The following is a 13,886-nucleotide window of genomic DNA, read 5'->3' as shown; positions in this document are numbered from 1 at the left end:
CGGGTCTCAGTGCACCATCGCCACTTCCGGCGGGCCGATGATGCGCTGCACCGTCATCCTCACCTTGTCCAGATCCACCGGCTTGGAGATGTAGCCGGCCGCTCCCACCAGCTCCGCCTCCCACTCGAAGCCGTAGCCCGAGATGATGATGATCGGCAGCCCGCGCGCTCTCGGCATCTTCTTGAGCGCGTCCAGCAGCCCCCAGCCACTCATCACGGGCATCCGCAGATCCAACAGCACCGCCTGCGGAATGTCGCCCTCGAGCGTGTCCAGGGCCTCGCGCCCGTTGGCGGCCTGCTCCGTGCGGTAGCCCATCTCCTCTAGGGCATCGCAGATGAGCGTGCGGTGGCTCGCGTCGTCATCGACGACCAGGATGTAGGACATGGCGGGGCCTCGAAAGAGTCTTCCAACAACGAAGGCGGATTCTATGGGGAGCAACATGGGAATGCCCTCCCGGTTCCGGAAGGGGTGTGCCCGCTTTTCAACACCCTCCGAAAAGTTGGAGGGCATTCCGTCCCAGGATGCCCGCCTCCACTTCGTCCCCCAGCTTCAGGGCCAACAGCTGCTTCACCTCCCGGTCCCAGGCATAGGGCAGGTTGGGGAAGTCCGTGCCGTAGAGGATGCGTTCGGGGCGTACCTCCAGCAAGCGGCGGGGGAGGGGCATGGGGAAGTAGCCGGACAGCATCATGGTGGTGTCCAGCCAGAGGTTGTCGTGGCGCTCCAGCAGCCGCTCGTACGCGCCGAACTCGTCCGCCCCCAGGTGGGGCACGCACAGCTTGAGGCCTGGGTGGTCCTTCAACACCCGCTCCACGCGCTCGGCCGAGCAGAGGGCATGCACATCGCACTTGTAATGGGGGCTGGCGGGCTCGCGGCCCGCGTGCATCACCAGCGGCCGCCCGGCCCGCGCGCAGGCGGCGTACACCTCGTGCAGTTCGGGCGCGTCCGGGGCGAAGCACTGCACGTGGCAGTGCAGCTTCACGCCCTTGAGCCCCGCCTCGAAGGCCTCGGCCAGTATTTCCGCCGCGCCCTCTTCGCCCGGCAGCACGGTGGCCAGCCCCCACACCCTCGGCTCGGCCCGGGCCACCTCGGCCACGTAGGTGTTGAGGAAGCGCGCCATGCCCGGCTTGTGCGCGTAGTGGAGCGCCACCACCCGGCTCACCCCCCGCGACAGCAGGAAGGACACCACCCTCGGCGTGTGCAGCTTGTAGCGGATGGGCCAGCCGTACTGCTCGAACCAGCGCCACACCGCCTCGAAGACGGGGTCCGGGAAGAGGTGCACATGGGCATCCACCACGGGCGGCAGCCCCTCGGGCAACCGGGGTCCCTCCTCATCATCGAGGGCCGGCAGGGGCATCGGCGACTTGCCGTGCGCCAGCCAGCCGGAGGCGGGGCCCAGGCAGGCGGGGTACTCGTCGGGATGGGACATGCGCGGCGGAGCCTACTCCTTCTTCCGCTCCGGGCCCGTCTTCGGCTCGTCGTCCAGCCGCCGCAGATAGGTGTTCTGCGAGTAGCCAGCCCGCTCCAGGCGCTGGGTCTCGATGAGGTCGGCGACCTTCGTGCACACCTGGCTCAGCACACGGAGGGACTCGGCCAGCAGCTTCTCGGCCTGGTCCTGCGCGTCCGCGCGCTTGATGATGGTCCGATCGCGGCGGAACAACTGGGGCAACTTCATCCTGGTCAATCTAAGGGATGGCGTGCCCCCATGCCACCGGGACGACGAGGGCGGTCTCCGCGCCATCCACTCCACCGAGCGGCGCTCCGGGAGCGGCCGCACTCGCGCGTCCTCCGCGCGAGTGTTGGCCCGTTGACGCATCCAGACGACGCAAAGCGCCAGAAATCAACAACTTAACAGCCCAGCAAATTTACACGTTGGATCCGGCCCGGTCGTGGAGGGGTGTCGCGCCGAGGGAGAGCGTCCGGTAAACGACCAATATCAGGGGCCTTTCACGAATTTTCAGCTGGGGGGGTGACGAGCGGAAAATTTGTGCTTACAGTGCGTCCATTCACTTCAACTTCCCGACGATTCGTCGAAAGGGGGACTGCGCATGGCTTACGACGGCGAGCTGGTGAAAATGGCGAATGGCCGCTGGGCGCGGTTCCAGCGCTGCCAGGTGTACCGCCCGGGTGTGGAGGATGCGGGCGAGACGATGATGCTGATCGCCGTGGAGTTGGACGAGCGCTATCAGCTGTTGCTGGACGAGGTAGCGGACTCGCTGGCGCAGTACCGGCACCGGGGCATCCCGGTGCAGGCGAAGCTGGACGACGCGGCGCAGCGGCTGACGCTGCACCCCGAGGAGTCCAGCGCGCTTCACTAGTGTGTGGTCAGCGAGGCCGGTAGAAGCGCGCGGCGTTTTCACAAGCCACGCGCTTCACCACTCGCTCCGAGAGCTTCGCCTTGGCCAGCAGGTTGGCCACGCGCGCGAGCCCGAGGATGTCTCCGGCGCCATCGCCGGCATCCGAGTTGAGCACCAGCCGTTCACTGCCGAGCCGGCGAACCAGAGCGACAGCGCGTTCGGCCCGCAGTGCCTCGGGGTGCAGGGTCAATCCCGCCCAGTGTCCACAGCCGAGGATGTTGCGCACGGTGCGGCCGTTGGCGTGGTCCACCAGCACGCGCGAGGGCCGCACACCGGACTCGCGCAGCAGGGTGAGGATGCGCCGGGTGTGGCGCTCCTTGTCGTGGGCCGGGGTGTGCACCACCACCTTCAGCTTGAGCTGGCGCGCGAGCGCGAGCTGCTCGAGGAAGGCCTCCTCCTCCTCGATGCCGCCCGCGTGCAGTCCCGTTTCGCCCAGGGCCACCACGCGTCCGCCCTGGAAGTATTCGGGGAGGCTCGCGAGCACCTCGGACAGGCCGCGGCGGGGGATGCAGCGCGGGTGCACCCCCAGCGCCGCCCAGGCGCGGATGCCCAGCTTCTCCAACCGCGGGAGCTGCCGGTACATCAGGTCATCGAAGTGCTTGCGCAGCGCCTTGGGCGTGGGCTCGGGGAGGTGGTGGGCCATTACCAGCGCGCGCTCCACGCCGAAGAAGCGCATGGACTCGAGGTCCTGATCGCTCAGGGTCTCGGGGTGCAGGTGCGCGTCGAAGAGATGGAGGAGCGGCTCGGGCACGGGTGTTCTCGGTTCTGTCAGTCCTGGCCCAGGCCAGCGCCCTCGTTGCGCGGGTCGCTCGCCGGGTAGCGCAGGTTGGTCCGGGGATCGCTGTAGACGGCCTCGGCGTCACCCCAGGCCTCCTGCTTGCGAATCTTGTGGCCCTTGGCCTCCAGCGCCGCCTGCGTGGCGGGCTCCAGGCCCCAGCGGTCCACCCAGAGCTCGTCCGGGAGGTACTGGTGGTGCAGCCGGCCCGTCCCCACCGCGCGCGTCAGGTCCATGCCGTGGTCGACGAGGTTGCCGATGACCTGGATGACGGTGGTGGGGATGGTGGAGCCACCCGGGCTGCCCACCGCCAGCATCACCTTCTTCGGGTCCTCCTTGGAGAAGACGAGGGTGGGGGACATGGAGGACAGGGGCACCTTGCCCGGGGCGATGGCGTTGGCCTCGCCCGTCACCAGGCCGTAGGCGTTGGGTACGCCGGGCCGCGCGGCGAAGTCATCCATCTCGTCGTTGAGGAGCACGCCGGTGCCCTTGGCGACGAGGCACGAGCCGAAGGCGTAGTTCACCGTGGTGGTGAGGGCCACCGCGTTGCCGTCCTTGTCGATGACGGAGATGTGCGTGGTGTTCTTCTTCTCCGGCTGCGGGCTGGCCGGGTCGTACCAGGTGTCGCTCGGGTTCTTCAGCGTGGAGCCAGTGGAGCCCTCCATCGGCGCGAGCAGCGAGGCGCTCGGCGTGGCCTTCTTCGGGTCGATGCTCCCGGCCAGGTCCGCGACGTAGCCCGTGGAGGTGAGGCGCTCCATGGGAATCTTCACGAAGGCCGGGTCGCCCAGGTACTTCACCCGATCCACGTACACGCGGCGCACCGCCTCCACGTAGAGGTGGAGGTCCTCGGGGTTGCGGTAGTCCACGCCCTTGGGGCGCAGCCGCTCCATCGCGCCGAGCACCTGCACCACCGCCAGTCCACCCGCGCTCGGCGGCGGCATGGTGAGGATGCGGTGGCCGCGGTAGCTGCCCTCCAGCGGCTCATGGGTGCGCGTCTTGTAGCCCTTGAGGTCCTCCAGTGTGAGCAGGCCGCCGCCCGCCTTCACCGTGTCCACCATCGCCTGGGCCAGGGGGCCCGAGTAGAAGGCCTTGGCTCCATCCTTCGCGAGCGCCCCCAGCGTGCGGGCCAGCTCCGGCTGGCGCACGAGGTGGCCGACGGGCGGCACATCCAACTCGCCCTTCTCGTTTTTCGAGAGAAAGAGACGCGCGGCCTCCGGGTCCTGCCGCAGGCAGTCGCGCCGCAGGGTGGCCAGCGCCTGGTACTTGGGAGACACCCAGAAGCCGTTGCGGGCGGCCTCGATGGCGGGCTGGAGCACCACCGCGCGCGACAGCTTCCCGTGCTTCTCCAGCAGCTCCAGGTAGCCGGCCACCGCGCCGGGCACCGCCACGCTCAGCGCGCCGTCCGTGGACAGCCCTGGCACTACCTGGCCGTCCTTCAGGTACATGTCGCGCGTGGCCCCCTTGGGCGCAACCTCCCGGAAATCCAGCACCCGCGTCTGGCCCGCCTTCGCGTCATGCACCAGCGCGAAGCCTCCACCGCCCAGCCCTGAGTGGTAGGGCCCCACCACCGCCAGCGTGAAGGCCGCCGCCACGGACGCGTCCACCGCGTTGCCGCCCTTCTGCAGCATCCGCAGCGCGGCCTCGCTCGCCATCGGGTGGGCCGTGGCCACCGCTCCGCCCCGGTACGGCCTCGCCGCCCAGGCCGGCCCCACTGCCACCAGCAGCACCGCAAGCATCACGCCCCACCACATCCGGTGCGTTCGTATCTTTACCGTCTCCACGTGCAACGCCTCCATGTCGGGCCCGCAACTCGTGCTTCACACAGCGAGGGTTCTGGAGTATCCCGCCGCCGCCCGGACTCGCCACATAACGGTTTCGTCGCGACGAAGTGTCCGGCGGACGCCAGCACGCTCGGTCGGCGGTTTGACCGGCCCACGGGAGAGGGCATCCTGTGGAAGACGCTCGGCGACGCCGGGGGAAACATGAACGCCAACCTGACGACAGTGAAGACGCAGCCGAGTCCGCCGGAAGTTCCGGTGACGACGGTCTTCCTCAAGCCGACGTTCGGTATCACCGTGCTGAGCAACACGTTGTCCGTTTCCGTGAAGGCGCATGCGGAGGGGACTCGCCTCGCGCGCCCGTCGGCCCGCGGTTGACGTGCCGCGCTCGCGTCCCTAGTAATCGCCGCCATGACAGCTCCTCTGGCGGCGGTGGTGTTGTGCGCGGGCAAGGGCACGCGGATGAAGTCGGAGAAGGCCAAGGTCCTTCACCCCATCCTCGGCAAGCCCCTCTGTGCCTATCCCCTCATCCGGGCCCTGGAACTGGGTGCCTCCCCCGTGGTGCCGGTGGTGGGCCACCAGGCCGAGGAGGTGGAGCGCTCCATCCGCGCCCACTTCCCCACCGCGCCCCTGCGCTTCGCGCTCCAGAAGGAGCAGCGGGGCACGGCCGACGCGGTGCGCTCGGCCGAGAGCGCGCTGAAGGACTTCAACGGGCGCGTCTTCATCCTCTACGGTGACGTGCCGCTGGTGCGCCGCGAGACGCTCGAGGCGCTGGTGGCCGCGCACGACAAGAGCGGTGGCGTGCTGGCGATGGTGTCCACCCAGCCGCCGGATCCGACGGGCTACGGCCGCGTCATCCGCGAGCTGGGCAAGGTGGTGCGCATCGTCGAGCACAAGGACGCCACCCCCGAGCAGCGCCAGGTGCGCGAGTGCAACGCCGGTATCTACCTGGTGGAGTCGTCCTTCCTGTGGAAGGCGCTGGCCAACATCCGCAGCGCCAACGCGCAGGGTGAGTTCTACCTGACGGACCTGGTGGAACTGGCCGCGGCCCAGGGCCCGGTGGCCGCCATCGACGCCGACTTCGGCGAGACGGCCGGAGTGAACGACCGCGTGGAGCTGGCGGCGCGCGCCCGGGCGCTCCAGGAGCGCATCAACGTGGGTCACATGCGCAACGGCGTCACGCTGATGGACCCGGCCACCACCTACATCGAGGAGGGCGTGGCCATCGGGTCGGACACGGAGATTGGCCCCATGGTGACGCTGTCGGGTGCCACCGTGGTCGGCCGCAACGTCACCATCGGACAGGGCTGTGTCCTGCACGCCTCCTCGGTGGCCGACGGGACGAACATGAAGCCGTACACCGTGCTGGAGGAGGCGCGGGTGGGCGAGCGCTGCATCCTCGGCCCGTTCTCGCGGCTGCGGCCCGGGACGGACCTCGCCGAGGAGGTGCACCTGGGCAACTTCGTGGAGACGAAGAAGGCCCGCATCGGCCGCGGCTCCAAGGCCAACCACCTCGCCTACCTGGGCGACGCGAAGATCGGCTCCGGGGTGAATGTGGGTGCCGGTACCATCACCTGCAACTACGACGGCGTGAACAAGCACGTCACCGAGCTGGGCAACGGCGTCTTCATCGGCTCGGACTCGCAGCTGGTGGCCCCTGTGAAAGTCGGGGACGGTGCGTATGTCGGTGCGGGCACCACTGTGACGAAAGATGTGCCTCCTGGCAGCCTCGCTGTGTCACGGACGCCACAGGTCAACATGGAAGGCTGGGTGGAGAGGAAGAAGGCGCGCATGGCCAGGTCCGCGGAAGCAGGGGCTTCCAAGTCGGACAAGGCGTCCGCGGGGTAGTCGGCCCGCGATTTGCTTGTCTCCCGGGTGACAGGTGTCGCCCGGTGTGGGTGGAACTGCCCCCGGAATTTGCAAACGGGGGCTCGGGCGTGAGAGAGGACGGACAACATGTGCGGCATTGTTGGGTACGTTGGGGATAAGGAGTCGGCTCCCATTCTGGTCTCCGGGCTGAAGAAGCTGGAGTACCGCGGGTATGACTCCGCTGGCGTGGCGGTGGTGCACCGCAACACGCTCAATGTGGTTCGCGCCACGGGCAAGCTGAAGAACCTGGAGAACCGGGTCCAGGCCGATACGCCCCAGGGCAACATCGGCATCGGCCACACGCGGTGGGCCACGCACGGACGTCCCTCGGACGAGAACGCGCACCCGCACACCTACGGCGGCGTGGCGGTGGTGCACAACGGCATCATCGAGAACCACCTGGCCCTCAAGGAGGAGCTGCGCGCCAAGGGGCACCACTTCTCCTCGGAGACGGACTCCGAGGTCTTCGCCCACCTCATCTCCGATGAGCTCAAGCGGGGCGTGGATCTGCCGGACGCGGTGCGCACGGCCATCGCCCAGGTGAAGGGCACCTACGCCCTGGCGGTGGTGACCACGAGCGACCCGAACCGGATCGTCTGCACCAAGGACTCCTCGCCCATGGTGCTCGGCCTGGGCCAGGGACAGAACTTCGTGGCCAGCGACGTGCCGGCGCTGCTCGAGCACACGCGCGACTTCGTCTACATGGAGGAGGGTGACCTGGCCGTCGTCACCGCCGCCAGCGTGGACATCTACAACCGCGCCGGCAACAAGGTGAACCGGCCCACCCGCCGCATCGACTGGACGCCGATGATGGCGGAGAAGGGCGGCCACAAGCACTTCATGCACAAGGAGATTCTCGAGCAGCCTCGCGCCGTGGCGGACACGCTGCGCGGCCGCATGCTCCTCTCCGAGGGCGATGTGCACTTCGAGGGCTGGAACCTGAGCGCCGAGAAGGTCCGGGCGCTCACCAAGGTGACGATCCTCGCCTGCGGCACCTCGTGGCACTCGGGCATCGTCGGCAAGGCGATGATCGAGTCGCTGGCGCGCATCCCCGTGGAAGTGGAGCTGGCCAGCGAGTTCCGCTACCGCGATCCCATCGTGGAGCCCACGCACCTGGCCATCGCCATCAGCCAGTCCGGCGAGACGGCGGACACGCTGGCGGCCTTCAAGGAGGCCAAGGCGCGCGGCGCGACGGCGCTCGCCCTGTGCAACGTCATCGGCAGCGCCATGACGCGTGAGGCGGACATCACCATCCTCACCAACGCGGGCCCGGAGATCGGCGTGGCCTCCACCAAGGCCTTCACCACGCAGTTGGTGGGCCTCTACCTGCTCGCGGTGAAGCTGGGCCGCATGCGTGGCACCCTCACCGTCAAGGCGGCCCAGGAGCACCTGACCGCGCTCACCGAGGTGCCCAAGATGATCGAGGACGTGCTCAAGTGCGAGCCCTCGGTCAAGCGCGTGGCGCGCGAGTTCATGGGCGCCCAGGACTTCCTCTTCCTCGGCCGTGGCCCCATGCACCCGGTGGCGCTCGAGGGCGCGCTCAAGCTCAAGGAGATCTCCTACATCCACGCCGAGGGCTACGCCGGCGGCGAGATGAAGCACGGCCCCATCGCGCTCATCGACGAGAAGATGCCGGTGGTGATCATCGCCCCCAAGCAGCCGCACGTCGCCTACGAGAAGATCATCGGCAACATCGAGGAGGTGCGGGCGCGCGGTGGCAAGGTCATCGCCATCATCGACGAGGATGACACGCACGTGGCCACGCTCGCCGACCACATCATCCGGATTCCCGCCGCCAGCGCGCTGCTCGCGCCGGTGGTGGCCACCATCCCGATGCAGCTCCTCTCCTACCACGTGGCGGATCTGCGCGGGAACGACGTGGACCAGCCGCGCAACCTCGCCAAGAGCGTGACGGTCGAGTAGTCCGCCGCGCCCGGACCGGAGCCCGGTCCTCACCAACGCCCGGGGACGCCTTTCGAGGCCCCCGGGCGTTGTCGTTTCCACCGCCAGGCTTCAGCGGCCGAACTGGATGACGTAGAGGGGGCCTTCGCCGGTGACGGCGATTTCTCCCTTCTTGTTCACCGAGGAGTCCGTCGCGTTCGGGAACTCGTTGAAGCCGCGCGACCAGTCCTCACGGCCGTTGCTCAGGAGGTACCGGGCGATGAACAGCCTCGCGTCGGGTTGGGCCTCCTCGGAACCCGCGACGAGCACCCCGCCGCGGTTATCGATGTCGACGGAGACGAGCAGACCCGGCGTCTGCCGGGCCCAGCGCTCGTTGCCACCTCCCGTGAAGGCGAGCGCGATGCCGTTGGACGGAAAGTCCTCCGGAGCGGTGAACGTCTGCCCCCTGAACTCGAAGGAGCCGTTGAAGATGCCCACCGCGACGACGCGGTTGTCGCGTGCCGCGAGATCGAAGATGGCGCCCGTGCTGCCCTCGAGCGCGCGTGACCACTCGCCCTCGCCATCGCAGGAGACCTTGCGCAGGTAGGGCGTGCCGACCCCGCTGGGTATCTCCGGGAAGCGGATGCCACCGAAGTAGAAGTTCCCGTGCTCGTCCGCGGTGAGCGCATCGGTCCTGGCCACCACGTCATCGACGAAGACCCATTCGAGCTCGCCCCGCGAGGAATACTTCGCGACGAACGCGTGGAAGTCCGCGCCCGTGATGGGGCCCTCGCCGAAGTCGAACTCCGTGGCGCCCTCCAGCGTGCCCGTGATGGCGATGCGGTCCTTCCTGTCCACCGCGACCTCCCGCGCGCGGGTGGGCAGCCGGAGCGCCCAGAGGGCATGTCCGTCCGGGTCGAGCTTCAGCAGGTACTCGCCCGTCGTCATCGTCACGCCATCCCGGACGAGCCGCCCGCCGACATTCAGGGAGAGCACGATGTTGCCCCTCGAATCGACCGCCATCGCGGCGCCAAAGGCGCCGGCCACGGGCGGATCGGCGATGGGCTCACCCGAGAGGATGATGCCCCACAGCAGGCTGCCATCGGGGGCGTACTTCGCGAGCCCCGCGATGCGCGAGCCCGATGCCGAGGCCGGCGGGCTGATGGGCCCGGCGCCGAAGTCGATGGGACCGCCGATGTCCGTCACGAGGACGATGACGTTGCCTCGCGGGTCATGCCGGATGGCCACCGTCTCGCTCTCGGTGGTGGCGAGGATGTTCCGCACCCACTTCTGTTCCGGCGGAGTCGATTCCCGCCGGTGCTCCTGGGCGAGCTCCTCCACCGCCTCGGTGGACGGCTCCACGACGACACCGCCGCAGGCCGACAGTCCCGCCAGCACCAGGGCTCCGCATAGAGCCATCCCTGTCCATTGCCGTTTCATGGTTCCCCTCCTGCGGGAGCCGTGAGGACTCCCGCACCTCGAACGGTGCTCGTGGAGAGGAGGGGGAGCCGCTGTTCTCCAGGGATGTGGGGTGTCCCGGAATGAACAGCGGCGGCAGTTGGTCCGCCACCCAGGCCAGGGAGTTAGCGCTCAGAAGTTCGCATCGAAGGTGACCTCTCCGGCGACTCCCACCTGGTACGCCGAGACGCGGCGCTCGAAGAAGTTCGCGAGCTCCTGCACGTCCTGCAGATCCATGAAGCCGAACGGGTTCTTCGCCCCGTAGCGCTTCGGCAGTTCCAGCATCGCGAGCCGCTGATCGGCCACGTACTCGAGGTACTGCCGCATCTCGCGCACGGAGAGGCCCGCCACGCCGAGCTCCAGCAGGTCCTCGGCGAAGCGCAGCTCGCACGTCACCGCCTCGTCGAGCATGGTGGCCACCTGCCGCTCCAGCTCCGCGTCGAAGAGGTCCGGCTCCTCGCGGCGCACCGTCTTCACCACCTCGAAGGCGAAGGCCATGTGCGCGCTCTCGTCGCGGAAGACCCAGTTGGTCCCCGCCGCCAGCCCGTGCAGCAGCCCCCGCGAGCGCAGGAAGTACACGTACGCGAACGCCGCGAAGAAGAAGAGCCCCTCGATGCAGGCCGCGAAGCAGATGAGGTTCAGCAGGAAGCGCCGCCGGTGCTCCCGCGTCTCCAGCCGCTCCAGCTCGTGCACGGAATCCATCCACTTGAAGCAGAACGCGGCCTTCTCCCGGATGCTCGGGATGTTGTCGATCGCCGCGAAGGCCTTCGCACGCTCGGCCGGGTCCGGCACGTACGTGTCGAGCAGCGTGAGGTAGAACTGCACATGCAGCGCCTCCTCGTAGAGCTGCCGCGACAGGTACATGCGCGCCTCGGGCGAGTTCACGTGCTTGTAGAGGTTCAGCACGAGGTTGTTCGCCACGATGGAGTCGCCCGTCGCGAAGAAGGCCACCAGCCGCTGGATGAGGTGCCGGTCCGCCGCCGTCATCTTCGAGCGCAGGTCACCCACGTCCGTCGAGAAGTCCACCTCCTCCACCGTCCAGGTGTTCTTGATGGCGTTGCGGTACATCTCGAAGAAGGCCGGGTACTGCATCGGCCGGAGCGTGAGGTTCAGGCCTGGATCCAACAGGCGCGCACCCGTCTTCGGCGTTGCGTTGGAGGGGATGCTCATTGGCAGGCCTCGCAGCTCTCGGGGTTCTCCAGGGAGCAGGCGATGGCCTGTTCCTCGGTGGGCTTCGGTGCCGCCTGGGCCGTGTTCCGGGACACGTCGACGGTGGCCTTCGCGATGCGCGTCGCCGGACGCGAGCGCAGGTAGTAGGTCGTCTTCAGCCCCTTCTTCCAGGCGTACATGTACATGGAGCTCAGCTGCCCGATGTTCGGCGACTCCATGAACAGGTTGAGCGACTGGCTCTGGTCGATGAAGGCGCCCCGGTCCGCCGCCATGTCGACGAGCGAGCGCATCGGCAGCTCCCACGCGGTGCGATAGATGGCGCGCACGTCGGCGGGAATCTCCCCGAGCGACTGGATGGAGCCCTCCGCCACCTTGATGCGCGAGCGCATGTCCTCGTTCCACAGCCCCAGGGACTTCAGCTCCTCGACGAGGTAGCGGTTGACCTGGAGGAAGTCGCCCGAGAGCGTCTCCCGCTTGAAGAGGTTGGAGACCTGCGGCTCGATGCACTCGTAGCAGCCGGCGATGGACGCGATGGTCGCCGTCGGCGCGATGGCGATGAGCAGCGAGTTGCGCAGCCCCACGGACTTGATGCGGGCTCGGAGCGCCTCCCACCGCGCGGGGTCCTCGGGCGTCACGCCCCAGGCGTCGAACTGGAGCTCACCGCGCGCCGCACGTGTCTCCTGGAAGCTCGGATGGGCACCGCGCTCGGCCGCCAGCTCCGCCGAGGCGGACAGGGCGTGGAAGTAGATGTCCTCGGAGATCTTCCGCGACAGCGTGCGCGCCTCGGGGCTGTCGAAGGGCAGGCGCATCTGGAAGAACACGTCCTGCAGGCCCATCAGGCCCAGCCCCACCGGGCGCCAGCGCAGGTTCGAGCCCTTCGCCGAGTCGATGGGGTAGTAGTTCAGGTCAATCACCCGATCCAACTGGCGCACCGCGGACCGCACCGTCCTCGCGAGCTTGTCCCAGTCGAAGGCCACTCCACCGGCGTCGTTCGCCAGCGTGTGCCGCGCGAGGTTGATGGAGCCGAGGTTGCAGACGGCGGTCTCGTCCTTCGAGGTCACCTCGAGAATCTCCGTGCAGAGGTTCGAGAGGTGGACGACGCGGCCCGGCAGCGCCGTCTGGTTGCAGGCCCGGTTCGACTTGTCCTTGAACGTCATCCAGCCGTTCCCGGTCTGCGCGAGCGTCCGCATCATCCGCCCGTAGAGCTCGCGGGCCTTCACCGTCTTGTGCGCGAGTCCCTCCGCCTCGGCCTTCTCATAGGCGCGCTCGAACGCCTCGCCGTACTGGTCCGTGAGGTGCGGCACCGCCTTTGGATCGAACAGGGACCAGTTCCCATCGGCCTCGACGCGCTTCATGAAGAGGTCGGGGATCCAGTTCGCGAGGTTCAGGTTGTGCGTGCGCCGGGCCTCGTCGCCGGTGTTGTCGCGCAGCTCGAGGAACTCCTCCAGGTCCGCGTGCCAGGTCTCCAGGTACACGCAGCAGGCACCCTTGCGCTTGCCTCCCTGGTTCACCGCGGCCACCGACGCATCCAGCGTCTTCAGCCACGGCACGATGCCGTTGCTGTGCCCGTTCGTGCTCTCGATGAGCGAGCCGCGCGAGCGGATCCGGTGGTAGGCCAGCCCGATGCCCCCCGAGAACTTCGAGAGCATCGCCACGTCCATGTAGCGCTGGTAGATGCTCGCCAGCTCGTCCTCGGGCGAGTCCAGCAGGAAGCAGGACGAGAGCTGCTCGTGGCGCGTGCCGGAGTTGAAGAGGGTGGGCGAGCTCGGCACGTACTCCAGCATCGAGAAGAGCCGGTAGAGCTCGAGCACGTCGGCGATGGTGTCACCGAGCGCCACCGCGATGCGCATGAAGAAGTGCTGGGGCGTCTCGAGCACCTCCCGCGTCTGGGGGTGCTTGAGCAGGTAGCGGTCATAGACCGTGCGCAGCCCGAAGTACTCGAAGAGGCGGTTGCGCGAGGGATCGATCGCGTCGTTCAGCTTGCGGCTGTTCGCCGAGACGAGCCCGGCCACGCGGTCGTTCACCAGCCCGAGCCGGTGGCCCGCGGCGATGGACTGCGAGAAGGAGTGGATCTCCTGTCCGGAGACCTCCTTGTCGATGTACGTCGCGAGCAGCCGCGCCGCGAGCTTCGCGTACTCGGGCTCCTCCAGCGTGAGCGAGGCGGCGGTCTGGATGGAGAGCTGATCCAGCTCCTTCGTCGAGGCGCCGTCGTAGAGGCCAGCGATCGTCTTCGTCGCCATGCGGATGGCGTCCACCTGGCGCAGCCCATCGCAACACCGGCTGATCGCCCGGACGATCTTGTTCAGGTCCGCGACCTCGAGCGTTCCATTGCGCTTGCGCACCCGCATGGTGGTGGGGGGCGTGGGCGCGGGGGTCGTCTCGGGGAGGTGATGGGCGGGCAGGGGGGGCGAGCCCTGCTCGCGTCCCGGGGTGTGGCTTCCGTTCAGCATGCTGCTCCTCGCGTACTGTCAGGGCCGCGCGCGAGCTGCGCTCGCGACCACGTGAACCCGAAGACACGAGGAGAGGAGACAGGCCGGGACCACCACGGAACGAAGCCGCGGCGCTCGGACCTCCCGCCTCCCCACGAGGCTTCCAGGTCGA

General features: G+C 68.3%; 12 protein-coding genes. 4 read left to right on the top strand and 8 right to left on the bottom strand.

From position 1 onward, the window contains the following. Window positions 1-6: 6 nt before the first annotated feature. The 3 genes from NR810_RS42420 to NR810_RS42410 form a co-directional block, all read right to left on the bottom strand. Complete coding sequence (locus tag NR810_RS42420) at window positions 7-384, bottom strand: response regulator (RefSeq protein WP_204221473.1); 378 nt, start codon at window positions 382-384, stop codon at window positions 7-9. 97 nt (window positions 385-481) lie between these two features. Continuing rightward, window positions 482-1,354: an amidohydrolase family protein gene (locus NR810_RS42415; protein WP_407653891.1), complete on the bottom strand. Its 873-nt coding sequence runs from the start codon at window positions 1,352-1,354 to the stop codon at window positions 482-484. Window positions 1,355-1,438: 84 nt separating this feature from the next. Next, window positions 1,439-1,672 carry a hypothetical protein gene (locus NR810_RS42410; RefSeq protein ID WP_257461067.1) on the bottom strand — a complete coding sequence of 78 codons (234 nt, stop codon included), beginning with the start codon at window positions 1,670-1,672 and terminating at the stop codon, window positions 1,439-1,441. Window positions 1,673-2,045: 373 nt separating this feature from the next. On the opposite strand from NR810_RS42410, the gene NR810_RS42405 reads away from it, so the two are divergent. Then, window positions 2,046-2,315: a hypothetical protein gene (locus tag NR810_RS42405; protein WP_257461066.1), complete on the top strand. Its 270-nt coding sequence runs from the start codon at window positions 2,046-2,048 to the stop codon at window positions 2,313-2,315. A gap of 7 nt (window positions 2,316-2,322) precedes the next feature. Here the strand turns inward: NR810_RS42405 and NR810_RS42400 are convergent, their stop codons facing one another. Next, window positions 2,323-3,105, bottom strand: coding sequence for a TatD family hydrolase (locus NR810_RS42400; RefSeq protein WP_257461065.1), 783 nt, complete (start codon window positions 3,103-3,105; stop codon window positions 2,323-2,325). A gap of 17 nt (window positions 3,106-3,122) precedes the next feature. Beyond that, entirely contained in the window at window positions 3,123-4,880 is a 1,758-nt protein-coding gene (gene ggt, locus NR810_RS42395) for a gamma-glutamyltransferase (RefSeq protein ID WP_407653890.1), read from the bottom strand. 231 nt (window positions 4,881-5,111) lie between these two features. Here ggt and NR810_RS42390 point away from each other — a divergent pair, with 231 nt between their 5' ends. The 3 genes from NR810_RS42390 (at window position 5,112) to glmS (ending at window position 8,699) form a co-directional block, all read left to right on the top strand. Further along, the gene (locus tag NR810_RS42390) at window positions 5,112-5,285 is read left to right on the top strand and encodes a hypothetical protein (RefSeq protein WP_257461063.1); all 174 of its coding nucleotides are present in this window, start codon (window positions 5,112-5,114) and stop codon (window positions 5,283-5,285) included. 24 nt (window positions 5,286-5,309) lie between these two features. After that, the gene (gene glmU / locus NR810_RS42385) at window positions 5,310-6,755 is read left to right on the top strand and encodes a bifunctional UDP-N-acetylglucosamine diphosphorylase/glucosamine-1-phosphate N-acetyltransferase GlmU (protein ID WP_407653889.1); all 1,446 of its coding nucleotides are present in this window, start codon (window positions 5,310-5,312) and stop codon (window positions 6,753-6,755) included. A 108-nt stretch (window positions 6,756-6,863) separates the two neighbouring features. Continuing rightward, a complete protein-coding gene (gene glmS / locus NR810_RS42380; protein WP_257461061.1) occupies window positions 6,864-8,699 on the top strand; it encodes a glutamine--fructose-6-phosphate transaminase (isomerizing) in 1,836 nt (611 codons plus the stop codon). A gap of 90 nt (window positions 8,700-8,789) precedes the next feature. On the opposite strand, the gene NR810_RS42375 is transcribed toward glmS, so the two are convergent. The 3 genes from NR810_RS42375 to NR810_RS42365 form a co-directional block, all read right to left on the bottom strand. Then, window positions 8,790-10,097: a hypothetical protein gene (locus NR810_RS42375; protein ID WP_257461060.1), complete on the bottom strand. Its 1,308-nt coding sequence runs from the start codon at window positions 10,095-10,097 to the stop codon at window positions 8,790-8,792. A 150-nt stretch (window positions 10,098-10,247) separates the two neighbouring features. Then, complete coding sequence (locus NR810_RS42370) at window positions 10,248-11,285, bottom strand: ribonucleotide-diphosphate reductase subunit beta (protein ID WP_257461059.1); 1,038 nt, start codon at window positions 11,283-11,285, stop codon at window positions 10,248-10,250. Beyond that, a complete protein-coding gene (locus tag NR810_RS42365) occupies window positions 11,282-13,735 on the bottom strand; it encodes a ribonucleoside-diphosphate reductase subunit alpha (RefSeq protein WP_407653888.1) in 2,454 nt (817 codons plus the stop codon). Before NR810_RS42365 ends, NR810_RS42370 begins: the two co-directional genes overlap by 4 nt. Window positions 13,736-13,886: the final 151 nt, after the last annotated feature.

It is taken from the genome of Archangium lipolyticum (genome assembly GCF_024623785.1).
Taxonomy (GTDB): domain Bacteria; phylum Myxococcota; class Myxococcia; order Myxococcales; family Myxococcaceae; genus Archangium; species Archangium lipolyticum.
The sequence above is the reverse complement of the archived record's forward strand: the minus strand, read 5'-3'. Positions and strand labels throughout refer to the sequence as shown.

Bases quoted from the DNA above. Each gene is read 5' to 3' on its own strand.
- NR810_RS42420 (WP_204221473.1), bottom strand. From the start codon at position 384: ATGTCCTACATCCTGGTCGTCGATGACGACGCGAGCCACCGCACGCTC.
- glmS (WP_257461061.1), top strand. From the start codon at position 6,864: ATGTGCGGCATTGTTGGGTACGTTGGGGATAAGGAGTCGGCTCCCATT.
- NR810_RS42390 (WP_257461063.1), top strand. From the start codon at position 5,112: ATGAACGCCAACCTGACGACAGTGAAGACGCAGCCGAGTCCGCCGGAA.
- NR810_RS42415 (WP_407653891.1), bottom strand. From the start codon at position 1,354: ATGCCCCTGCCGGCCCTCGATGATGAGGAGGGACCCCGGTTGCCCGAG.
- NR810_RS42365 (WP_407653888.1), bottom strand. From the start codon at position 13,735: ATGCTGAACGGAAGCCACACCCCGGGACGCGAGCAGGGCTCGCCCCCC.
- NR810_RS42375 (WP_257461060.1), bottom strand. From the start codon at position 10,097: ATGAAACGGCAATGGACAGGGATGGCTCTATGCGGAGCCCTGGTGCTG.
- NR810_RS42405 (WP_257461066.1), top strand. From the start codon at position 2,046: ATGGCTTACGACGGCGAGCTGGTGAAAATGGCGAATGGCCGCTGGGCG.
- ggt (WP_407653890.1), bottom strand. From the start codon at position 4,880: ATGTGGTGGGGCGTGATGCTTGCGGTGCTGCTGGTGGCAGTGGGGCCG.
- NR810_RS42370 (WP_257461059.1), bottom strand. From the start codon at position 11,285: ATGAGCATCCCCTCCAACGCAACGCCGAAGACGGGTGCGCGCCTGTTG.
- NR810_RS42410 (WP_257461067.1), bottom strand. From the start codon at position 1,672: ATGAAGTTGCCCCAGTTGTTCCGCCGCGATCGGACCATCATCAAGCGC.